Source organism: Campylobacter sp. BCW_4319 (assembly GCF_001764435.1).
In the GTDB taxonomy this organism is placed as follows: domain Bacteria; phylum Campylobacterota; class Campylobacteria; order Campylobacterales; family Campylobacteraceae; genus Campylobacter_D; species Campylobacter_D jejuni.
Genome location: NZ_MKAQ01000009.1, coordinates 1 through 22,235 on the forward strand (window position 1 = coordinate 1; position 22,235 = coordinate 22,235).

Below are 22,235 nucleotides of genomic sequence, written 5' to 3' on the forward strand. Positions count from 1 at the left end.
TTCCAAACCCCTAAAAACACCCTATTCTCTCTAAAAACCCTAACCAGTAACAAACTCTTTTTTTAAACACGATTCTAAGCACCATCTAAAACAACAATAAAAATAAACATAGGATTTATATATATAAAGTAAGTAATGAAGACATTTAACAAGTCCGCAATGAGCTACTTTCCCCCTGCCAGTAAGGCGTAGTATCATCACCCACGATGTGCTTAGCTTCTTGGTTCGGGATGGAGCAAGGCGTTTCCACATCTGTATAATCACGGACATTGTTATTTAAATATTCTTTGAAAGATTGAATTTAAGAATAAAGCTTAATCTTTTTATTTCTTTACTTTTTTCTTTATTCTCTTTCTTCTTTTGTTTTTCTTTATTTTTTTCTTATCTTTTATCTTTGATAAGTTTTTATATAGAATACTTAAAAAACAATGTTAAGAGCAAGTTCTAATACAAACTCTACTTGAAAGATTTCTATTAAACTCTAAATATTATCTATATTCAAAGCTTTCTTAAAAACCTTAACAAGGAAGTGATGCTTTATTAAAGATAAGCCAAACGCTCTATTAGTACTGGTCAGCTAAAGGACTTTCATCCATTACACACCCAGCCTATCAAACTAGTAGTCTTCTAGAGAGCTTAGAGAAGATTCATCTTAGAGTTGGCTTCACGCTTAGATGCTTTCAGCGTTTATCCTTTCCAAACTTAGCTACGCTGCGATGCTCTTGGCAGAACAACAGCTACACCAGTGGTTTGTTCAACCCGGTCCTCTCGTACTAGGGTCAAATCTCTTCAATCTTCTTACGCCCACGGCAGATAGGGACCGAACTGTCTCACGACGTTCTGAACCCAGCTCGCGTACCGCTTTAAATGGCGAACAGCCATACCCTTGGGACCTGCTCCAGCCCCAGGATGCGATGAGCCGACATCGAGGTGCCAAACCTCCCCGTCGATGTGAGCTCTTGGGGGAGATCAGCCTGTTATCCCCGGGGTACCTTTTATCCTTTGAGCGATGGCCCTTCCACACAGAACCACCGGATCACTAAGACCGACTTTCGTCTCTGCTTGACTTGTATGTCTTGCAGTTAAGCTGGCTTATACCTTTATACTCTATGAACGATTTCCAACCGTTCTGAGCCAACCTTTGTAAGCCTCCGTTATTATTTGGGAGGCGACCGCCCCAGTCAAACTACCCACCAGACATTGTCCCACTTGAGGATAACTCAAGCTGGTTAGCTACCCAAATAAGAAAGAGTGGTATCTCAACAATGGCTCCTATACAACTGGCGTCATATACTCAAAGCCTCCCACCTATCCTGCACATTCTTATCCAAATAGCAGTGTCAAGCTGTAGTAAAGGTCCACGGGGTCTTTCCGTCTTGCCGCGGGTAGGAGGAATTTTCACCTCCACTACAATTTCACTGGATCCCTCTTTGAGACAGCTCCCATCTCGTTACGCCATTCATGCAGGTCGGTATTTAACCGACAAGGAATTTCGCTACCTTAGGACCGTTATAGTTACGGCCGCCGTTTACTCGGGCTTCGATCAAGAGCTTCGCTAATGCTAACCCCATCAATTAACCTTCGAGCACCGGGCAGGCGTCACACCCTATACATCCTCTTACGAGTTAGCAGAGTGCTGTGTTTTTGGTAAACAGTCGGGAGGGACTCTTTGTTGTAAGTTTCTTCGCTTTCGGAGTAAATCCTAGTACGAAGCTAACCACACCTTATACCGAAGATACGGTGCTATTTTGCAGAGTTCCTTAAAGAGAGTTCTTCCACGCGCCTTAGAATACTCATCCCACCCACCTGTGTCGGTTTACGGTACGGGCAACATTAGCTAAACTTAGAAACTTTTCTTGGCTCGACGGCATCAGGGGTTCTTCTATCCATCCGAAGACTTCAAAAAGCCTTTCAGTTCTCGGAGTATTGTTATACGGATTTGCCTGTATAACCTCCTACGACCTTAGACTAGCACTTCCATCCGCTAGCCCCCTTAGCCCTAAGCGTCCTTCCATCGCACACTAATGTTGGTATTGGAATATTAACCAATTTGCCATCGTCTACCCCTTTCGGACTCGACTTAGGACCCGACTAACCCTACGATGACGAGCATCGCGTAGGAAACCTTGGGTTTACGGCGTTAATGATTCTCACATTAATTATCGCTACTCATGCCTGCATGCTCACTTCTATTCGCTCCAGCACTCCTTACCGGTATACCTTCGACGCAAATAGAACGCTCTCCTACCACTTGCACACAACTTAAACTACTTAACTTTAGCCTAAGAATATTTTTACTGATTTTACTAAGTTTTATTTCTATCTTTACTCTATAAAAATCAGTAAAAATATAACTTAGTTTCTCATATTCTAAACTTAAATAATCTAAGTTGTGCGCAAGTCTACAGCTTCGGTACTTACTTTAGCCCCGTTATATTTTCCGCGCAAAATCACTAGACCAGTGAGCTATTACGCTTTCTTTAAAGGATGGCTGCTTCTAAGCCAACCTCCTGGTTGTTTAAGTAACTTCACATCGTTTTCCACTTAAGTAAGATTTAGGGACCTTAGCTGGTAGTCTGGGTTGTTTCCCTCTTGACGACGGATTTTATCACTCGCCGCCTGACTGCTGTGATTACATATAAGGTATTCGGAGTTTGATAGGGTTTGGTACATTGGTGTATGCCCTAGCCCATTCAGTGCTCTACCCCCTTATATTACGACACAACGCTATACCTAAATATATTTCGGAGAGAACCAGCTATCACGAAGTTTGATTGGCCTTTCACCCCTATCCACAAGTCATCCCGGGGCTTTTCAACGCCTATGGGTTCAGTCCTCCACTAGTTCTTACACTAGCTTCAACTTGCTCATGGATAGATCACTTCGTTTCGGGTCTGCAGCATCTGACTAAGCGCCCTATTCAGACTCGCTTTCGCTACGGCTTCGCGTTTGCTTAACCTTGCCAGACACCACAACTCGCAGGCTCATTATGCAAAAGGCAGTCCATCACACTGTATTGCTACATAGTGCTCTGAATGATTGTAAGCAAATGGTTTCAGGTTCTATTTCACTCTGATCACCTCAGTTCTTTTCACCTTTCCCTCACGGTACTTGTGCACTATCGATCTGGTATTAGTATTTAGGGTTGGATCGTGGTCGACCCGGATTCAGACAGGATTCCTCGTGTCCCGCCCTACTCAGGATACTGCTAGCTAAGCTTTGTTTTTCGCATACGGGACTATCACCCTCTATGGCTATACTTTCCAGAATGTTCTGCTAAACTCAGCTCTTGCACATTGCAGTCCTACAACCCCCAGTGCAAGCACTGGGTTTGCCCTCTTGCGCTTTCGCTCGCCGCTACTGACGCAATCTCTATTGATTTCTTTTCCTGAGGGTACTAAGATGTTTCAATTCCCCTCGTTCGCTCCTATATAGGTAATGTATATCTCTATACATTGGGTTGCCCCATTCGGAAATCTACGGATCAAAGCTTCTTGACAGCTCCCCGTAGCTTATCGCAGTCTAGTACGTCCTTCATCGCCTTTACCAGTCAAGGCATCCACCATTCGCTCTTAGTAGCTTACCTTTTTTACCTTTTATTATTGATTCTAAAACGCATCACTTCCTTGTTAAAGTTTTTATGATAAGACTTCTTTATCTTAAGACGGAAAGCATTCAAACACTTAATATAAAACTAAATGATTTAGTCTCAACTAAGCTGTGAGTTTGAAACTTGTCTTTAGTAGTAATAACTAAAGAAAAGATAAATAGGTTTTATCCTTTAACAAGTCCTGTAAAATTGTTTTTATTAAAACTTGCTTGTGACTCTTAACAATGATAATTAAAAAGAACATTAGGTTTAAAACCTAAAGGAAGTATATATATTAATATAATCATTATAAATATAAATACATAATGTATATGTTATTTATATCTATCTAAAGTATATTCTTTTATAGCTAAAGATAAAAATAAATCTAAGTATTTAGAGTTTATATATTTAATCTACTTTATATACTTGCTTTAGATTTTAAAGCTTCTTTATTCAAATCTTTTTTATGGTGGGCCTAACAAGACTTGAACTTGTGACCTCACCCTTATCAGGGGTGCACTCTAACCAGCTGAGCTATAGGCCCTTAATAAATGGTGGAGAATAGCGGGATCGAACCGCTGACCTCCTGCGTGCAAAGCAGGCGCTCTCCCAGCTGAGCTAATTCCCCATAAACAATTAGCTTTATCATCAATCTTTGAAATCTAAACAAGAATCAATTGAGTTTATATATTGAAGTAATAGTTGTGAGACTTATTACTTTGTACTCTAGAAAGGAGGTGATCCAACCGCAGGTTCTCCTACGGTTACCTTGTTACGACTTCACCCCAGTCGCTGATTCCACTGTGGACGGTAACTAGTTTAGTATTCCGGCTTCGAGTGAAATCAACTCCCATGGTGTGACGGGCGGTGAGTACAAGACCCGGGAACGTATTCACCGTAGCATGGCTGATCTACGATTACTAGCGATTCCGGCTTCATGCTCTCGAGTTGCAGAGAACAATCCGAACTGGGACATATTTTATAGATTTGCTCCACCTCGCGGTATTGCGTCTCATTGTATATGCCATTGTAGCACGTGTGTCGCCCTGGGCATAAGGGCCATGATGACTTGACGTCGTCCACACCTTCCTCCTCCTTACGAAGGCAGTCTATTTAGAGTGCTCGGCCGAACCGTTAGCAACTAAATACGTGGGTTGCGCTCGTTGCGGGACTTAACCCAACATCTCACGACACGAGCTGACGACAGCCGTGCAGCACCTGTCTCTAAGTTCTAGCAAGCTAGCACCCTCATATCTCTATAAGGTTCTTAGGATATCAAGCCCAGGTAAGGTTCTTCGCGTATCTTCGAATTAAACCACATGCTCCACCGCTTGTGCGGGTCCCCGTCTATTCCTTTGAGTTTTAATCTTGCGACCGTACTCCCCAGGCGGTACACTTAATGCGTTAGCTGCATTACTGAGATGACTAGCATCCCAACAACTAGTGTACATCGTTTAGGGCGTGGACTACCAGGGTATCTAATCCTGTTTGCTCCCCACGCTTTCGCGCCTTAGCGTCAGTTGAGTTCCAGCAGATCGCCTTCGCAATGGGTATTCTTGGTGATATCTACGGATTTTACCCCTACACCACCAATTCCATCTACCTCTCCCTCACTCTAGACTATCAGTTTCCCAAGCAGTTTAATGGTTAAGCCATTAGATTTCACAAGAGACTTGATAATCCGCCTACGCGCCCTTTACGCCCAGTGATTCCGAGTAACGCTTGCACCCTCCGTATTACCGCGGCTGCTGGCACGGAGTTAGCCGGTGCTTATTCCTTAGGTACCGTCAGAATTCTTCCCTAAGAAAAGGAGTTTACGCTCCGAAAAGTGTCATCCTCCACGCGGCGTTGCTGCGTCAGGGTTTCCCCCATTGCGCAATATTCCCTACTGCTGCCTCCCGTAGGAGTCTGGACCGTGTCTCAGTTCCAGTGTGACTGATCATCCTCTCAGACCAGTTAAGCGTCATAGCCTTGGTAAGCCATTACCTTACCAACTAGCTGATACTATATAGTCTCATCCTACACCGAAAAACTTTCCCTACTCAACTTGTGTTAAGCAGGAGTATAGAGTATTAGCAGTCGTTTCCAACTGTTGTCCTCTTGTGTAGGGCAGATTAACTATACCTTACTCACCCGTGCGCCACTAATCCACTTCTAGCAAGCTAAAAGCTTCATCGTTCGACTTGCATGTATTAGGCACGCCGCCAGCGTTCACTCTGAGCCAGGATCAAACTCTCCATAAAAATTATAGATAGTTTAATCTTTTTCTTCAAAGAAAAAGTTATGAAAGATTAAAAGAAAAGCTTTTAATCTTTTTAATTATTAGATTGAATAGATTTTACATAATTGCTTATGCCTAAATCTTTATCTGGCTCAATCGATCACTTATTTAGATTTCAAAGATTGACTAATAAGATTTGAATAACAATACTAATTTAAAAGAACAAAACAAAAAATCATTTTTAAAAGAAAAGTTTTTAAATTAAAAAACAAGATTTATAAAAAAGCTTTTAGTTTATAAAATAAAAACCAAAAGAGTTAATTTATAAAATCTACTAAGCTAGTGAAACTTTATAATTTAAAAGATTTTAAGTCCTTTTTTTCAAAAAAGGAAATGAAAGTATAACCAATTAAACTTAAAAGGGGATTAAATAAAGGATTAAATAGTATAAATATTTGTGTAAGTATTTATATAAGTATTTGGTGGGTTGAAAAATGGGGGCTATATTTTAGAGCACTCGTAATTTTTATTTTTTATATTAACAAATTGACTTTTAAGTGTTTTAAAATCTGGAATATAAACATAACCGCTAAGCGTATCTATAACGATACAAAGAGCATGCTTTTTTGATAACAAACGTATAATGCAATCTGAATTATTCTTTGCTAAAGTTTTTTCATATGCATAATTGGCATTTTTTAACGGAGAATACACTCTGCCCATTTCATCAAATACTAATCTAGTAAATCCTGAACAAGATCCTTTAAATTCAACCTTTTCTATTCCGAATCTTTTTGTAAGATTAAATCTTTGTGTAGTTTTTTCATCATCTTTACTAATAACTCCACTTTGACCTGAATTCATTAATTTGTTATGATTGATTACATCAACAGCAATTTCTCTATCTATATTGATTTCAGTTTTACCTAAATTAGCATTTCCATCGCCATTTTTATCCAAGAAAATAGTATATGTTTGATCATAACCTGTGGCAGCTGATTTTATAAAATAAATCTGCCATTTACTTTTAAACCACTCTCTTTTTGCGATAGCCAACTCATCAACTCTTATGCCTTCTTGCATCATGGCTAAACTTTGGGTATATTGGATATCATTAAGAATTTGTATTGCACCTTCTAGTAGATTGTCTTTTTTTAAGTAAAGACTGCCTAAATTAAAAACTATACCTAAAATGAGAATTATAAACACAAATTCCAACAAACTGAAAGCTTTAATCATAGTTTAAAATCTGATATACTTTTTCATATTTTCCAAGTTTTACTTTAACAATTTTTTTGTCCATATCATGCTTATCGGCTTGTTTTAAAGCTTTTAAATAAAACTTATTGCTATTTTTTATTCCATAAAATCGCAATCTTTTTTGCAAACTTGGGGCTGTTGCAAGCTCTAAAACATCTTGTTTTTTTAATTCTAGCGCCAATTCTTTAGCAAAATGATAATTATTGGCAAAATGACGATTTGAATTGTTTATAAAATAATACAATAATTGATTAGCGACGATTAAAAAGTAACAAAATATCAAAAAAATTATAGAACATTCTATAAAGATTTTATACCTTAATCGAAAAACTGGTAATCTCACCCTATAACTTTGCATTAAAGTTTTTATAAGCAAAGGAGTGCAAATAACACAAAAAGGCAAAAAATCATCTAAAAAAAGTTTTTGTCTTAAAGAAAGCAACAAACAAAATACAAATGTTACGCTCATTAAAAACCATAATAAATTTTTATATTTTTGAAAAGTCAAATGATAAATAGTATAAAAAAAATACACAAAAACCAAAGGAGAAAAACATGCAGCAAAAATTCCTAAGGTATCTAAAAAATAACCTCTTGGACGACCACCTGTATCAAAACCATAAAAACTGATACTCGCTCCAAACAAAACAAGAGATAAGGTAAATAAAATAGCATTTCTTTTATAAATCCCAAAAAAGAAAAAAGTTAAAAATAAAATATTAAAAGATTTATCAACAAATAATACTATAATCAATAATATATAAAAAAGCCATTTTTTTTCATATTCGTAAGCACATAATATAGCAAGGGTTAAAAAAATCACCAAAGATGCGGCATTAACCAGTAAAGCACTTGCAACAGTACCCGGCAATAAAACAAATAACAATAAAGAAAAAAAAGCATCAATTTTAGTTTTAGTATATTTTAAAGCTAGCAAATACAAAAGCAAACAACTTAAAAAATGAAAAAATAAAAAAGGAAGCCTTAAACCAAAATCATTTTGCCCAAAAATAAAAGTTCCAAAATGAGATATATAATAAAGCAAACTATGGGAAAAAATAAGTGATTTACCCTGCTCACCAAAATAAATATCAGCTTCATCAGCACTAATACTCAGTGTTGAAATTCCATAAAGCAAAGCCAACAAATCAAGACTAAGTAAAATGATGATAAGTTTATAATTTTTGATTTTTTCCATAATGAAAATTTTACAAAATTAAACTTAAAATATCAATGCAAATCATATAAATATCAAATATCTTAAAAATTAACATCAAATTGATTTTAGTTTTTATAAGTATAATTTTAAACAAAAAAGGCAAAAATGCAAACTATTAATCAAATTTTTCAAACACAAATCGATATTAAAAAATCTATTTTCTTATCTTTTCTTTGCCCTTTTAAAGATTTTAAATTTTTAATAGAAACGCTAAAAAAAGAGCATCCAAAAGCTGTTCATTTTGTCTATGCTTATCGTGTTTTAAATGATTTTAATCAAATTGTAGAAGATAAAAGCGATGATGGAGAGCCTAAAGGAACTTCTGGAATGCCAACTTTAAATGTTCTAAGGGGCTATGATCTTATCAATGCGGCTTTAATCACTGTAAGATATTTTGGCGGTATAAAACTTGGTACAGGGGGACTTGCAAGAGCTTATAGCGATGCAGCAAATGCCGTGATTAATAATTCTTCTTTACTTTCATTCGAATTGAAAAAAAATATATCCATTGCTATTGATTTAAAAAATTTAAATCGTTTTGAATATTTTTTAAAAACTTATTCTTTTAATTTCACAAAAGATTTTAAGGATTGCAAAGCTATATTACATATCAAATTAAATGAAAAAGAGGAGCAAGAATTTGAAATTTTTTGTAAAAATTTTGCACCTTTTGAAATAGAGAAATTATAAATTCTTGCAAGTAAATACAAAAGCTCCAAAATGGAGCTTTTGATTAAATTGCGTTCAATAAATCATTTAACAAAGTATTATTCTTACTTTGTTCATTTGCACCTTGTTGCACAAGATCATTGTGAACGCTAGCACTTTGAGCTCTCATAGACAACTCACCTTCATTTTGTCTAAAACGATAAGCGTAAACATTTGACATTTGAGCATAATTACTTAAATTTGAATTTGAGTTTTGCGCATTGCTTTGAAAACTATTGCTAGAATTTAAAGCATCTCCGCTTGACTTCTCATCCGCCTTATTTAATATATCCATAAAATCAGATTTTCCAGATGAAGAATAATCTTCAACCTGTTTATCCACCTGTTTATACTGACCACTAATAGCATCATATTCATACGAGCTGATCGTTCTATAATTTACCTGCATAGTTTTCTCCTTTCAAAATATGCAAAAACTATACAAGCAAAAAGTGTTCCTTTTTTATGCAAAAATTAATGTTTTTCAATCATGATGAGTAGGCAAATGCTCCACATCAAGCTCATTATTAGCTATAAATTCTTCCTTGGCTTTTTTACAGTTTTCATCACGCATTTTGCGGTATTCATTGCGAATCGTGATTTCTTTATCGCTTAAAGGTCTATCTTCTAAAAAACTAATATGAAAATAAGTATCATCGCTCTTTGAATAAGTTTTATAAAAATCTATATAATCAAAATAATCCTTGCCATTATCAAACTCTACGACCTCTTCTATATAAATCGTAGGTCCAAAACCCTTGTGATTTTGCGTATAGTGCCCAAAACCTGCGCTGTATTGAATTCTAAATTTAGCCATCATTTTCTCCTAAAAATTCTTGATAAGTTCCACGAAAATCCGTAAGCTTACCATTTTCTAAATGCCAAATTCTATTAGCAAAAGCAGAAACTAACTCCCTATCGTGGCTGATACAAAGCACTACACCTTTGAAATTATACAAAGCTTCACCCAATGCAATAATACTTTCAAGATCTAAATGGTTATCAGGTTCGTCTAAAAGCAAGAAATTCGGACGCTCTAGCATTAAACGAGAAAGCATTAAACGATGTTTTTCACCCCCACTTAAACTTGCTGCCATTTTTTCTTGATCGCTGCCACTAAAAAGCATTCTACCTAAACACTTGCGGATTTCATCTAGATCTTTAAATTTTTCACTCATAAGCCATTCATAAAGTTTCAAATTTTCACAAATTAAATTACTTGTATCTTGAGGAAAATATCCAAGCTCTATAGTTGCCCCAAGGTGCATAGATCCAGTATCTGGACTTATAGCATGAGCGATGATTTTTGCCAAAGTACTTTTACCCACACCATTTGCCCCAATCAAAGCGATTTTATCATTTTTTTCTATTTTTAACTCCAAGTTTGAAAATAGTTGTTTATCATAAGCCTTGCCTATACCTTTAAATTCTAAAACTTCATTACCTATTTCACGATTGGTTCTAAACACTATACTAGGATCTCTACGACTTGAAATTTTAATCTCTTCAAGCTCTAGTTTTTCAAGTGCCTTAGCACGGCTCGTAGCTTGTTTTGCCTTAGAAGCATTCGCACTAAAACGGCGAATGAAATTTTCTAATTCTTCTCTTTCTTTTAAGGTTTTATCACGTTTAAGCTCAGCTTGTTTTGCCAAAAGCGTTGAAGCCATATACCAATCATCGTAATTTCCCGCAAAATCACGAATTTGTTTAAAATCCACATCCAAAATCCTTGTGCAAATTTTATTTAAAAAATGTCTATCATGAGAGATAACAACCAAAGTTCCTTCATGTCTTAAAAGCTCATTTTCAAGCCAAGAAATCGCCTCTAAATCAAGGTTATTTGTAGGCTCATCTAAAAAAAGCACATCCGCACCCAAAAATAAAACTTGAGCTAGTAAGACTTTAAATTTATCCGCACTTTGCAAGGTGCTCATCAAAGCATCAAAATCTTTAATCTTTAAAGAACTTAAAATTTTTTCACAACGCGTTTCACAATCATAATTTGGATCTTCTTCAGCCGTTATTATCTCAAGCTCACCTAAACGCTCATTGATCTCATCTGTAAATTCCTCGCTCATATAAAGCTTTTCTTTTTCTTTTAAAGCCTCATATAAACGCTTATTTGCACACATCACCGCATCTTTGATGGTGTAGTTTTCAAAAGCAAATTGATCCTGTCCTAAAACTGCGATTTTTAAACCTTCATCAAATACTATTTCACCACTACTTGACTCAATTTCTCCTGAAAGAATTTTTAAAAAAGTCGATTTTCCTGCACCATTAGCACCAATAAGTCCGTATCTTTGTCCTCTAACAAGCTTTAAATTAACATTTTCAAATAAAAGCTGATTTGCAAAACGCATAGTAAGATTTTTTACTTCAACCATGATTTTCCTTAAATTTTTTACTTATAAAAATTTTTAAGGATTGTATCAAAAAAAACTTGAAAATAATTGAGATTGATAGTCTAAAATTTCATAATTAAAATAAATAAAACCCGCTTTTAAGTTTTTTTCTATACAATTATCACTTTTATTAAAATCAAGGATTTGAAATGTTTTTATTAGATTTTTTAATATCATTGAGTTTTATTTTTGAAATTTCAGCACTTGTATTATCCTTTTACTTTAAAAATTCAAGAATTTTCTTTTTAACTTTAGTGCTATTAGGAGCTAAGTTGCCTTATTTTTATGCAAGTTTTTTTCAAGCTAATTTATTTGTGGCTTTGTTTTTACCTATGATTTTTACTCTATTTTGCCTTGGAAAACACCATGCTTTAATTTTAAGTAAAAAAAATATTGCTTCAATTACAACCCTTATTTTTATAGGCGTTTTAAGCATCATTTTACCTAGAAATACTACTTTTAATAGCGCTGGTTTAGAATTTCATTTTATTGCATTAGATTTTTTTAAGCCTGTGAGTGAATTAGGATTTTTATTTTTTTTAGTCGGCTTAATACTCATTTTTATCAAAACTTTTAAAACTAAAGAATATTATCTTATTATCGCATTTTTTGCTGCATATTTTCAGTTTTTATTCCAAGAAGGAGCAGGAATAAGGTATTTTGAATTTGCAAGTTTGGTTTTTTGTTTTTATCTTTTAAATCACGCTTATAAATTGGCTTTTTTTGACATCTTAACAAAACTACCTAATGAAAAAAGCCTTACACGCTTTACAAAGGGAAAAAACAACTATATCATTGCCTTGCTTCATTTTAATGAACTAAAAGATACTAAAGAAAGCTATGCCAAACTCATCTTAAAACAAATTGCAAAAATTTTAAAACGCTTTAGAGCAAAAATTTTCATCGTAGACAATGATTTTATTTTAATTTTTAATGATAAAAATCAAGCTTTAAATCATCTTGCTTTTTTAGAATCCACCTTAAAAAATACGGAATTTAATTTAGAAAATGAAAATTTTAAACCAGATTTTAAACTAATTTGGCAAGAAAGTGAAGAAAATTTAGATAAAAGTTTACAAAGCCTAAGAATTAAACTCTTAGGCTAAAAATTATTTTTCGTTCGCTTCAACTTCGATATTTAAATTAATATCATCACTTAAAGTAATAGTTGAAGTACTTGCTGCAAATTTAAAATCAGAGCGTTTGATTTTTCCATTTAAAGAAAAGCCTATTTTTTCTTTTCCATCTTTGCCTTTAGCTACACCGCCGATTTCAGTATCTAAAACGATATCTTTAGAAACTCCAGCTATAGTTAAAGTTCCTGTCATTTTACCTTTTTCATTATCGATTTTTTCATATTTTTTCATTGTAAAAGTCATATCAGGATATTTTTTTGCTTTGAAAAAATCATCTTGCTGTAAGTGATTATCTCTTGTTTGATTTTCTGTATTTACAGATGCGATTTTTATAGTTGCATCAAGCTTTTTAAATTCAGCACTCGCAGGGTCAAAATCAATCACCGCAGAATAATCTTTGAAATTTCCTTTTACATTGCTAATTTGTAAATGTTTGATTTTAAAACCTACATCTGTATGTGCTTTATCTAAAGTATATTCTTTAGCAAACAAACCTGTGCTTAACAAAGACACCGCAACCAATGAACTTAATAAAACTTTTTTCATTTTTTTCCTTTTTTATAGTAATTTTCAATATAAAAATTTTATTAGATAAAACATAACAAATCATTAATAAAAATTAAAAAATTTTACTATTTAAAAATTTTACAAATTCTTCAAATTTAGGCAAATCAAGCTTTATTGCTTCTCTTTGCTGTTTTCCCCACATACACTCTGGAAAAAACGCATCTTCTTTAAATCTTGCCATAACATGAAAATGCACCCTTGGCACATAATTTGCAAAAGAGGCGATATTGATTTTTTCAGGTTTGTAAAATTCTATCATAGCCTTTTCACAAAGTAAAATTTTTTCAAAAAGTTCCTTTTGCAACTCTAAAGGACAATCGCTAAATTCTTTATAAATTTCTTTAGTAAAAATTTTAAGCCAAGGCACTTGAGCCTCCTCTTTCTCTATATAAATCAAATCATTTTCATAAATCATTACATTCCTTTGAAATTGTATTTATGATTATTTTACAAAATTTATCAAATTTTTAAGTCAAAATGCGTTAAAATTCCTAAAATTTAAAAAACAAAAAGGAGGATAAATGCAAATTAGTTCAAGTTATAACTCTTATGATTACTACTCTAGCAAACCTTCTTTTGATAAAACAAATCAATCTGATTCCACTCAAAAAGATGAAAAAAATCTTAGTGAAAATAAAGATGATAAAGAAAAAAATGGCGAACAAACCCAAATGGTTAATGGCGTAGAGCTAAGCCAAAAAGAAGTAGCTCAAGTTCGCGAACTCCAAAGTATCGATAGAAATGTAAAGGCTCATGAAGCTGCACATCAAGCAGCGGGTGGCGGCTTAGCAGGTGCTGCAAGTTTTACTTACACAAGAGGCCCTGATAATCAAATGTATGCTACAGCGGGCGAAGTTCCTATCAGCATGCAAAAAGGAAACACACCAGAAGAAACTATAGCCAATGCAAGACAAATCGCAGCAGCAGCTATGGCTCCTGCTGATCCTAGCCCACAAGACTATAAAGTTGCAGCAAATGCTACAAAAATGGAATTTGAAGCAAGAGCTGAAGCAATGAAACTTAAAGCCGAAGAAGCCAAAGAAAAAGAAGAAGAAAATAAAGAAAAAGAAGAAGAAAATAAAGAAAAAGATGAAGAAAATAAAGAAAAAGATGACAAAAATTCAGAAAATAGCTTAGAAAAAACAGATAAAGATTCAAAAAACAACGATAAAAATTCAAATTTTGATAAAGACTTTAAAAATCTTGTCACTAGAACTTATCAACAAAATTCACAAAATAACGACATTAAATTCAGCATCGCATCTTAAAATTCTTAATTTAAATAAAAAAAATTATGCCAATCTTCCTTATAAATAAAGCTTTGTTTTAAAACTAAACGGACATGTCTAAAAATTTATTTTTTTATTATCTACTTTATCTGTATTTGTAGAATTACTTTGCTCTTCTTTTTTGGCTTCTACTTTTTTTGTACCTTCTTGCTGTTCCATAAGCTTTAAAGTATCATATATTTGATGAACTTCCTTAGGCATACATTTATGGAAACGATGACTTGAATTTGCATGTAAAATATTTAACATTTTTTATCCTTTTTATAATTTAAATTTTTGCATTTTCAATACTTTCATCTCTAATTTTAGTAAGTGTCTGCAGAGGATTATTTCCAAAATATCTATTAAAAGAACTTAAAGTAATCATCTTGGATACCACCCTCCAAGAGCAGACTACATTTGCCTTTTTGTATAATTGTAGTTTGAATAAGAATTTATACCATTAATCATTTTTGCCTTCCTTGATATTATATACTATATCGGAAGAAAATTAAAAATTTATAATCTTGAGAGTTTTCAAAAACTCTCAAGTTATTATCAAGCTAAGCTTTTTCCACTTTTATGATATTTTAAAATACCTTCAGCACAGCGATAAGCCAAAGCTCCCACAGTATCAGTTGGATTATATCCACTATTATGTTGGAAATTTCCTGCTCCTACAACAAAAAGATTATCCGCATCCCAGTGTTGTAAATAAGTATTAACCACACTAGTTTCTCTATCTGCGCCCATGGTTGTTCCACCTGTGTTATGAGTAGATTGATAAGGCACAACGCTATAATCCTTAAGATAAGCACCTTTTTTGATTGATTTTACTCCTTGCATTCTTTTTGCTACCTCAGCTGTTTTATCTGTGATAAATTTATGCAAAGCTCTATCTTGATCAGTGAAATTATAAGTTAAGCGTAAAAGTGGCATACCAAAAGCATCTTTATAAGTTGGATCAAGACTTAAATAATTATTCTTATGAGGCAAAGAAGCACCTTGCCCTCCTACGGTAATAGCTCTTGTGAAATTATAGTTTAATGCTTTTTTAAATTCGGCACCCCAAGTTGGAGCTCCTGCTGGAAGTGGGGCTGATTGTATAGGGCGAGTTCCAAGCTGAACGCTATAAATCATAGCTCCATGAAGGAATTTTTCCTTAGAATGATCAAAATTATCTCCGTTAAAATCATCACTCGTAGTTCCTAAAGCACCTGAACCCATAAAGGTGTTAAATTGCTCATCAAAGAAAGCTGTTGTGCCCATATTCATTTGGTAACAATAATTTCTACCTAAAGTTCCTTTACCTGTTTTTGGATCGTATTGCTCACCTATGCTGCTTACCATTAAAAGCTTAGCATTGTTAAACATATAACTTGTAAGTACAACTATATCAGCAGGCTGGATATACTCTTTCATCGTTCTAGTATCGACAAATTTTACTCCCGTTACTTTTCCGTCTTTTTTAAGAATTTGCGTTACATTACTATAAGTGCGTATGGTGTATTTACCTGTGCTCATAGCCTTTGGAATTACTGTGTTTAAAGGACTTGCTTTTGCACCATACTCACAACCAAAACGCTCACAATACGCACAGTATTGACAAGGAGCTAAATCTTGACCATCAGGGTTTGTATAGCCACCTTTAGAATTTGAAGCTGGCAAACGATAAGTGTGTAAATTTGAACTTTTTGCTGCACTTTCAAATCGTTTAAGCATTTTAGTATTTTCAAGAGGTTCTTGTGGATAAGGACTGGATCTAAAAGCTCCCATTTTTTCCGCTAAAGGATTTGGTTCACCTGATACCCCACAGGTTTTTTCAAATCTATCATAATAAGGCTCCATATCCTTATAAGTCACGCCCCAATCTTGCAAGGTATAATCATTACCTAATTTATTACCATATCTTTGTTTGCTTAGGGTTTGAATTTCAAAGTCATAAGGCATAAACCTAAAAGTCCAACCATTCCAATGCACCCCTGCACCGCCAACATTATTACCCAATAAAAACGAACCCATTTTACGATAAGGTAAGGCTAAACCACTAGGATCATGGCGAAAAGTCACAGTGTCTTTTGAGCAATCTTGCATCAAACCATAATTAATCCCATATCTCCACTCATCATGGATATAATTAAAATTTTCAGTACTTTGCATATGTCCGCGTTCTAAACTAAGTACATTCAAACCTGCTTTAGTAAGCTCTGCAGCCACTATACCTCCAGTCCATCCTGCTCCAACTGTTACTACATCTACTTTTTTTAATACTTCAGCCATTTTAACTCTCCATATCTGCTAAACCCATAGGTTCAATGTTAAAAAATTCATCACTTGCAATTTTATCCACATAGCTCATTTGTGCGCCTGGATATTGCATCATTCTCCAACCATTTTTATTATCATTTCCGCCATAAATTGGATCAGCTAAAACTCCAGCTACTGTCATATCTCTTAAAAGTGTGAAAAAATAAGAAGATTTAAAACCTGTAGTTTGAATTTTTCCTTTTTCAAAATCGCTTAAAATTTTATCCTGATCTCCACCTTTAAGCAAAGAAAAAGATTTTTTATAACGCTTTTGAGCATTTTCTTCAAGAGCATGCACGCCTTCTAAAAAAATATCTTTGCGTTGCATAGGAGTTTGATAGCCTTGTTCGGCTTTGCCCTCCATGAAAGGCCCTTGCATATATTCTCTATCATTATAACCATAAGCACTAGCTAGCTGATTATCGATAAAATAAGGCACGCCTAAACCTATAGCTCCTTCTCCTTGCTCATCTTTAGGATAAATTCTTTCACAGGCTGCACTTAAGGTATCAAATTCAGTTTGAGTTTGAAAAAACATTCTACCTCTAATTTTATTTGATTTTCCTTGTGAAGCTTGATGCGAATGCGTAAGTTCTGCTGCCTTTAAAACAGCACCGCCACCTATAGTGCTAGCTGCTACTACAGAACCACCTAGAAGCCCTAGTTTAAAAAAGCTTCTGCGATCAATAATATTGTCTTGCATTACTTCTCCTTGATAATAATTTAAGCAAGACTATATTAGTCCTATTAATATAAATTTAACTTTAAAAAGCAATAAATTTTGTGTTATTCTTAATTTTATTTAAGTATATCTTTGAAAGTAATGAAAATAGAACTTTTAATAAAGCTCTATATCTTTAGAATTAAGTTCTTTATAAGCTGCACAAGCTTCTTGATGTTTTTGATCACAAGCCATACCAAAATATCTTTTTGCCTTTGTTAGATCTTGTTTTTCTAGTTGATTATAGCGTCCTAGCAAATAACAAGCCTCACCAAAACCTAAAGTGCAAGATTTAGAATAAAAAGCAAGAGCAGATTTTACACTTGCTTTAACAAGCTCTCCTTTATCATATAAAGATCCTAACTGATAACAAGCTCTTGCATTTTTTAAATCACAAGATCTTTTATAAAAACTTGAGGCCATTTGTCCATCTTTTTCTTTTTCATAAAATAAAGCTATATTATTACAACTTAATGATTCTCCTAAAGTGCAAGCTTTATTAAAAGCCAAAAGAGCTTCATTTTCATAACCTTGATTTTGCAAAAGCAAAGCCATATTAGAACACGCATTTGCTAAACCCAATTTACAAGCTTTATCATAAAATTTATAAGCTTGATTTAAATCCTTACTCACACCCCTAGCACTTTCATGCATAAAAGCTAAAGAAAAACAAGCTTTAGAAATATCTTTTTCACAAAGACTTTTAAAAATTTCATAAGCTTTATCAAATTTATTTGCCTCGTAAAGTTTTAAACCCTCTTCTAGTTCACTTAATGCAAATAATGAATTAAAAAATAAAAATAAAGTTAAAAATATTCTCATTAATCTTCCTTTATACTTTCTCTAACATTTAAAATCTGTGCTCTTCTTTTTTGAAGCTCTGCTTTTTTAAGATCTAAAAATTTATTTTTTTCTTGGATTAAATTTTGACTTTGTTCTAAAAAATTTTTTGCAATTTTTGTCAAAATAGGCTTATTAATAAGCAAAGTTTCAAACTCATAAACATTTAATTCATTTAAAACTCTTTCATAAATTTCACTTTTTTTAGGATAAAAAAGTACAAATTCAGAACTATCAAGCTCATAAAGAACACGACTTTCATTGATTTTACGACTAAAAAATGCAAGGCTTAGTTTCGTAGCATTTTCATAATTTGTAAAAGCCTTAAGATTTAATTTTTCAAAAAATAAATCAAGCTCTAAAATACTTTTAAATAAAAGCTCCTTAAAATCTTTCAAAAAGTACTCATCACTTGCATTGCAAAAAGCTCTTAATTCACTAAAATTTTTATCACTTTGGAAAATGTGATCTTTTTGTATGTTTGAAAATTCTGCTTTAAAAAGCAAAATTTCTCTTTCAAGTATGTTTATAAAATCTTTTAATTTCATCTTGATTTCTTCAAAAGATTTATAAAGTTCATTTTTGATTTTTTTAAACTCTTTACTCATCACATCACTATTATAAAACATCGCCAAAAAAGCATCGTCGCTTGAAATATAAGGCGCTTTATAATCATATCTTGTGTATAAATCTTTCTTTAAAAATCCTTTGCTTTCTTTGTAAAAATAAGCATCTTTTTCCTTAACACTTGCAAAAATTTCACTAGAAATTCTTTCGCTAATGCTTTTAAGCTGTTCTAAAATCTGATGATTTAAAATTTCAATCTCTTTTAAAAAATTTTCATACGCTAAAAGTAAATGCTTTTCATAACTTTGAAATTGATTTAATAAACGATCAAAAATACCTACAAAAAGTTGGTTTTCATCTTCTAAAATTTCGCATAAATTTAAAATTTTTCTTTTAACAAATTTTTCTTTTAAAACTGTTGTATCTAGCTGAGTTAAAAAATCAAGCAAAGATTGAAAATTAGATTTTTCATAGCTTTGCTCATCTTTAGCTTCTTTGCAAGAAATAGCAATAAGCTCATTAAAATATTTTAAAAACACACTTTTTGCATAATTTAAAACATTATCTAGCTCTTCTGCGCTTAATTTATCTTTTTGATTTAATACACAAATGCTATTTTCTCCTAAAAGTTCTAAATTTGCTTTTATGGCATCTTCTTCACTTTTTTTACCTGCATTATCAATTAAACTTAACCAAATCGCCCCATGAATATTTTTAAGTTCATCAAGAGTTGTTAAAGTATCATTTTCATTTGCATTTAAACCTGGAGTATCTACAAGAGTGATTTTTTCAAGTAAAGGAATGGGTGCAAAAATATGCAAACTTTTTGCTTGTTTTACTTCATTTCTTTGATCCGTATAAAAGGCTAATTTTTCTATATTTGTGATAATATCACTTCCATCTTCAAATTCTACTCTTAAAAAATATTCTTTTGCATAGCGTAAAAAAGTAGGTTTAAAAGTAACAGGAACAACACCCGTAGGCAAACAATCACGCCCTAAGATCAAATTTAGCAAACTTGATTTACCACTTGAAAACTGCCCTATAATAGCGATATTAACATTCTTATCCAAAGAAAACACAAGCTCTTTTAATTCATTTTCTAAAGCATAACTTGCGTGCATAAAAGGCTCGTTAAGTTCCTTGCAAAGCTCTTGAATACGCCCTTTAAAACTATCATCAAAACTCACGCTATAGGTATTTTCATAGGCTTTTATAAAATCATTTAAAAGATTAATCTGCATTTAAAAGCCCCATTTCAAGTTGTTTTAATTTTTCAATTTTTTCTAAATTTTCTTCAAAAGAATTTAAAATATTAGCATCTTGATTTTTCAGACTCTGTAAAACTTTTTCAAGACTTTCTAATTTTGATTTTTGATTTTTTTCATAATGTTTTAATTTATCATTTAAAAACTCAAAAAATGCTCCATTGATATTTAAAGAGTTTAAAATTTCGCTCATTTTAAATTCTTTAAAAGTATCAAAAATAACCGTATCTAAATTCGTTTCAAGCTCATATAAATCTGATTTTAGATTGCTTAATTTTTCAATTTTCAATCTTAAAAGTGCAAATTTTTCGCTTTGAAAAATACTATCTATATTTTTTGAAATTCCATCTTTAAAACCTTCAAAACCATTATCAAAATCATCTTTTAAAAAATCATATTTTAAAGATAAATTTGTTTTAAGCTCCTCGATTTTTTTAATATTTTCAAATTTAATTTCTCTTAAAATATCATTAATCCCATCTTTTGTGGTAATATCAACTATATTTAAAATACGAGAAAGATTAAGCTTTTGTGCATTATTTTTCAAATATTTAAACTCATCTATCAAGCGTTCTTTTAATTTTTTAGCCAAAAGTAAAACAAGATTATCTATGCCACTATCTATATTTTTAAGTTTTGCAATGGAATTTGAAATTTCATCTTGTGCTTCTTTTAATAAGGTGTTTTGCTTTTGAAGTTCAAGTAAAAGCTTTTGATTTTCTTCACTTACACCTTGTTTATTCTCCTTAATAAGACGATTTTGCATTTCATATTCGCTTAGAATATTTTTAAGCTCTAAATGCAATTCTTTTTTGTAAGCTCTTAAGGCAATCTTACTTTTTTCTCCTGCATAAAGCTCGTTAAAAAGATAGTTTTCAAATTCTTGCATACCACTTTTTTGCAAGCTTTCCTTGGACGCTAAACCTTTATAAAAATCACTTGCCATTTTAGCGCTCACACATAAAAAATCAATCTTTTCCACTAAATTTTCATCTAAATCCACAAGTCTTGATTTTAAGCTTTCCTTGGTATAAACAATGACTTCTTCTAAATCCTTTTTGCTTAACAAATCCGCTTTAGTTAAAACAATTAAAAACTTACTCAGCCTTGAATTTAAAAGACAATGCACCAAAAAGTCTGCATCTTTTTGAGTCAAGCTTTGAGAAGCATTCATTAAATGAATTAAAAAATCACTTTCTCTAAGATACTCATTTGTAACAATTTCTCTTTGAACTACAACATCATCAAGCCCTGGAGTATCAACTATAGAAATATTATTTTTTAAAAATTCTAAATGACTTTTAATTTCTATTTTTTTAATTAAAGCTGAAATTTTATTTTTAGCAGAACTGAAATTTTTAAGCTCACAAAGTGCGATATTTTGTATCAAAGGTTTATCTTTAATAAAATCTTCTATATTTACACTCTTATCCAGCTTATCAATAAATTCTTTTAAATCTGCATTAAAGTGCGAACTTTCAAGTATATTTTGCCATTCTTTTTTATCCCAAAAATATATCTTTGCTTCTTCACTCTTACCATAGCTTAATACTGTTAAATTAGCTGTTTCAGGTATGTTTGAAACCCCTAAAAAATCTTCTTTTAAAAGAGCATTTAAAAGACTTGATTTTCCTGCATTCATCACGCCAGTGATGGCTATATTAAACTCTAAATTTTGAAATTTTTCCAAAGTTTTTTGAAGTCTTGATTTTAAATTTTCATCAAAACTTAGCTTTTGAAGCTCTAAATTAATGGTGTTTAATTCTTTAAAATCATTTTGAAATAAAGCTTTTTGATCTATACTTTGAACTTTTTCTTGTAAAATAAAATCAAATATTTCGGTATTTTTCGAAATTTTTTCTAAAATTTTTAGAGCCTTAAGTAAATCTTGCTTTGAAATAAAACCTGATTTAAAAAGATTTAAAATACAAATTTGAGCATTTTGCATACTAAAAATATCCACTCTTAAATCAATTTTTTTGCAAAGCTCTTGAAATTCTTTTAAGAGAAAATATCTTTCATAATTGTCTTTATTGACACTTAAAATAATCGCACACTCGGCTGTATCAAGTTTGCTTTTATCTTGAAATTTAGCATCAAAATTTAAAAATTGGAGTTCATTTTGCCAAATTTTTTGGAATAATTCTTTCACAATC

The 22,235-nt window shown here is 32.5% G+C and carries 16 protein-coding genes, 2 tRNA genes, 3 rRNA genes and 1 pseudogene; 3 read left to right on the forward strand and 19 right to left on the reverse strand.

All coding sequences use genetic code 11. From position 1 onward, the window contains the following. Positions 1-151: 151 nt before the first annotated feature. From rrf to AJN56_RS02750, 7 genes are all read right to left on the reverse strand, one after another. Positions 152-268: ribosomal RNA gene (rrf, locus tag AJN56_RS02720) — 5S ribosomal RNA — on the reverse strand. Positions 269-542: 274 nt separating this feature from the next. Further along, positions 543-3,586: ribosomal RNA gene (locus tag AJN56_RS02725) — 23S ribosomal RNA — on the reverse strand. A gap of 473 nt (positions 3,587-4,059) precedes the next feature. After that, positions 4,060-4,136 (reverse strand) — tRNA-Ile (locus AJN56_RS02730). Positions 4,137-4,144: 8 nt separating this feature from the next. After that, positions 4,145-4,220: transfer RNA gene (locus AJN56_RS02735), tRNA-Ala, on the reverse strand. Between the two features lie 102 nt (positions 4,221-4,322). Next, positions 4,323-5,835 (reverse strand): 16S ribosomal RNA (locus AJN56_RS02740). The 16S, 23S and 5S rRNA genes sit together here with 2 tRNA genes alongside, the layout of an rRNA operon. A gap of 479 nt (positions 5,836-6,314) precedes the next feature. Further along, positions 6,315-7,052 (reverse strand): hypothetical protein, encoded by a 738-nt coding sequence (locus AJN56_RS02745; RefSeq protein ID WP_002869242.1) that lies wholly within the window; start codon positions 7,050-7,052, stop codon positions 6,315-6,317. Continuing rightward, positions 7,045-8,271: a hypothetical protein gene (locus AJN56_RS02750; protein WP_002869241.1), complete on the reverse strand. Its 1,227-nt coding sequence runs from the start codon at positions 8,269-8,271 to the stop codon at positions 7,045-7,047. Before AJN56_RS02750 ends, AJN56_RS02745 begins: the two co-directional genes overlap by 8 nt. 126 nt (positions 8,272-8,397) lie before the next feature. Between AJN56_RS02750 and AJN56_RS02755 the strand changes: the two genes are divergently transcribed. Further along, complete coding sequence (locus AJN56_RS02755; RefSeq protein ID WP_002869240.1) at positions 8,398-8,982, forward strand: IMPACT family protein; 585 nt, start codon at positions 8,398-8,400, stop codon at positions 8,980-8,982. Between the two features lie 43 nt (positions 8,983-9,025). Here AJN56_RS02755 and AJN56_RS02760 read toward each other — a convergent pair whose 3' ends face one another. The 3 genes from AJN56_RS02760 to AJN56_RS02770 form a co-directional block, all read right to left on the reverse strand. Beyond that, positions 9,026-9,409, reverse strand: a complete 384-nt coding sequence (locus AJN56_RS02760) for a hypothetical protein (protein WP_002857569.1) — start codon at positions 9,407-9,409, stop codon at positions 9,026-9,028. 75 nt (positions 9,410-9,484) lie between these two features. Then, complete coding sequence (locus AJN56_RS02765; protein WP_002859498.1) at positions 9,485-9,820, reverse strand: hypothetical protein; 336 nt, start codon at positions 9,818-9,820, stop codon at positions 9,485-9,487. Beyond that, the gene (locus AJN56_RS02770) at positions 9,810-11,387 is read right to left on the reverse strand and encodes an ABC-F family ATP-binding cassette domain-containing protein (protein ID WP_002866019.1); all 1,578 of its coding nucleotides are present in this window, start codon (positions 11,385-11,387) and stop codon (positions 9,810-9,812) included. The genes AJN56_RS02765 and AJN56_RS02770 overlap by 11 nt, the downstream gene beginning before the upstream one ends. A 167-nt stretch (positions 11,388-11,554) precedes the next feature. Here AJN56_RS02770 and AJN56_RS02775 point away from each other — a divergent pair, with 167 nt between their 5' ends. Next, positions 11,555-12,511 (forward strand): membrane protein, encoded by a 957-nt coding sequence (locus tag AJN56_RS02775; RefSeq protein WP_002857486.1) that lies wholly within the window; start codon positions 11,555-11,557, stop codon positions 12,509-12,511. Between the two features lie 3 nt (positions 12,512-12,514). Here the strand turns inward: AJN56_RS02775 and AJN56_RS02780 are convergent, their stop codons facing one another. After that, the gene (locus AJN56_RS02780) at positions 12,515-13,087 is read right to left on the reverse strand and encodes a YceI family protein (protein WP_002857612.1); all 573 of its coding nucleotides are present in this window, start codon (positions 13,085-13,087) and stop codon (positions 12,515-12,517) included. Between the two features lie 73 nt (positions 13,088-13,160). Beyond that, a complete protein-coding gene (locus tag AJN56_RS02785) occupies positions 13,161-13,523 on the reverse strand; it encodes an HIT family protein (RefSeq protein ID WP_002857306.1) in 363 nt (120 codons plus the stop codon). Positions 13,524-13,629: 106 nt separating this feature from the next. Between AJN56_RS02785 and AJN56_RS02790 the strand changes: the two genes are divergently transcribed. Continuing rightward, positions 13,630-14,376, forward strand: coding sequence for a putative metalloprotease CJM1_0395 family protein (locus tag AJN56_RS02790; RefSeq protein WP_052785898.1), 747 nt, complete (start codon positions 13,630-13,632; stop codon positions 14,374-14,376). A 78-nt stretch (positions 14,377-14,454) separates the two neighbouring features. Here AJN56_RS02790 and AJN56_RS02795 read toward each other — a convergent pair whose 3' ends face one another. The 7 genes and pseudogenes from AJN56_RS02795 to AJN56_RS02825 form a co-directional block, all read right to left on the reverse strand. Further along, positions 14,455-14,646: a hypothetical protein gene (locus AJN56_RS02795; RefSeq protein WP_002857465.1), complete on the reverse strand. Its 192-nt coding sequence runs from the start codon at positions 14,644-14,646 to the stop codon at positions 14,455-14,457. Positions 14,647-14,677: 31 nt separating this feature from the next. Next, a pseudogene (locus AJN56_RS08865) lies at positions 14,678-14,764 on the reverse strand (hypothetical protein); the annotation flags it as partial. A gap of 170 nt (positions 14,765-14,934) precedes the next feature. Then, positions 14,935-16,656 carry a GMC family oxidoreductase gene (locus AJN56_RS02805; protein ID WP_002869237.1) on the reverse strand — a complete coding sequence of 574 codons (1,722 nt, stop codon included), beginning with the start codon at positions 16,654-16,656 and terminating at the stop codon, positions 14,935-14,937. A gap of 1 nt (position 16,657) precedes the next feature. Continuing rightward, a complete protein-coding gene (locus AJN56_RS02810; protein WP_002857555.1) occupies positions 16,658-17,386 on the reverse strand; it encodes a gluconate 2-dehydrogenase subunit 3 family protein in 729 nt (242 codons plus the stop codon). Between the two features lie 135 nt (positions 17,387-17,521). Beyond that, entirely contained in the window at positions 17,522-18,226 is a 705-nt protein-coding gene (locus tag AJN56_RS02815; protein ID WP_002858736.1) for a tetratricopeptide repeat protein, read from the reverse strand. Beyond that, positions 18,226-20,055, reverse strand: coding sequence for a dynamin family protein (locus tag AJN56_RS02820; RefSeq protein WP_002858743.1), 1,830 nt, complete (start codon positions 20,053-20,055; stop codon positions 18,226-18,228). The genes AJN56_RS02815 and AJN56_RS02820 overlap by 1 nt, the downstream gene beginning before the upstream one ends. Continuing rightward, positions 20,045-22,231, reverse strand: a complete 2,187-nt coding sequence (locus tag AJN56_RS02825; protein ID WP_002857319.1) for a dynamin family protein — start codon at positions 22,229-22,231, stop codon at positions 20,045-20,047. The genes AJN56_RS02820 and AJN56_RS02825 overlap by 11 nt, the downstream gene beginning before the upstream one ends. Positions 22,232-22,235: the final 4 nt, after the last annotated feature.

Excerpts from the sequence above, each read along its gene's own strand:
- AJN56_RS02745 (WP_002869242.1), bottom strand. The coding sequence starts at position 7,052 with ATGATTAAAGCTTTCAGTTTGTTGGAATTTGTGTTTATAATTCTCATT.
- AJN56_RS02750 (WP_002869241.1), bottom strand. The coding sequence starts at position 8,271 with ATGGAAAAAATCAAAAATTATAAACTTATCATCATTTTACTTAGTCTT.
- AJN56_RS02755 (WP_002869240.1), top strand. The coding sequence starts at position 8,398 with ATGCAAACTATTAATCAAATTTTTCAAACACAAATCGATATTAAAAAA.
- AJN56_RS02760 (WP_002857569.1), bottom strand. The coding sequence starts at position 9,409 with ATGCAGGTAAATTATAGAACGATCAGCTCGTATGAATATGATGCTATT.
- AJN56_RS02765 (WP_002859498.1), bottom strand. The coding sequence starts at position 9,820 with ATGATGGCTAAATTTAGAATTCAATACAGCGCAGGTTTTGGGCACTAT.
- AJN56_RS02770 (WP_002866019.1), bottom strand. The coding sequence starts at position 11,387 with ATGGTTGAAGTAAAAAATCTTACTATGCGTTTTGCAAATCAGCTTTTA.
- AJN56_RS02775 (WP_002857486.1), top strand. The coding sequence starts at position 11,555 with ATGTTTTTATTAGATTTTTTAATATCATTGAGTTTTATTTTTGAAATT.
- AJN56_RS02780 (WP_002857612.1), bottom strand. The coding sequence starts at position 13,087 with ATGAAAAAAGTTTTATTAAGTTCATTGGTTGCGGTGTCTTTGTTAAGC.
- AJN56_RS02785 (WP_002857306.1), bottom strand. The coding sequence starts at position 13,523 with ATGATTTATGAAAATGATTTGATTTATATAGAGAAAGAGGAGGCTCAA.
- AJN56_RS02790 (WP_052785898.1), top strand. The coding sequence starts at position 13,630 with ATGCAAATTAGTTCAAGTTATAACTCTTATGATTACTACTCTAGCAAA.
- AJN56_RS02795 (WP_002857465.1), bottom strand. The coding sequence starts at position 14,646 with ATGTTAAATATTTTACATGCAAATTCAAGTCATCGTTTCCATAAATGT.
- AJN56_RS02805 (WP_002869237.1), bottom strand. The coding sequence starts at position 16,656 with ATGGCTGAAGTATTAAAAAAAGTAGATGTAGTAACAGTTGGAGCAGGA.
- AJN56_RS02810 (WP_002857555.1), bottom strand. The coding sequence starts at position 17,386 with ATGCAAGACAATATTATTGATCGCAGAAGCTTTTTTAAACTAGGGCTT.
- AJN56_RS02815 (WP_002858736.1), bottom strand. The coding sequence starts at position 18,226 with ATGAGAATATTTTTAACTTTATTTTTATTTTTTAATTCATTATTTGCA.
- AJN56_RS02820 (WP_002858743.1), bottom strand. The coding sequence starts at position 20,055 with ATGCAGATTAATCTTTTAAATGATTTTATAAAAGCCTATGAAAATACC.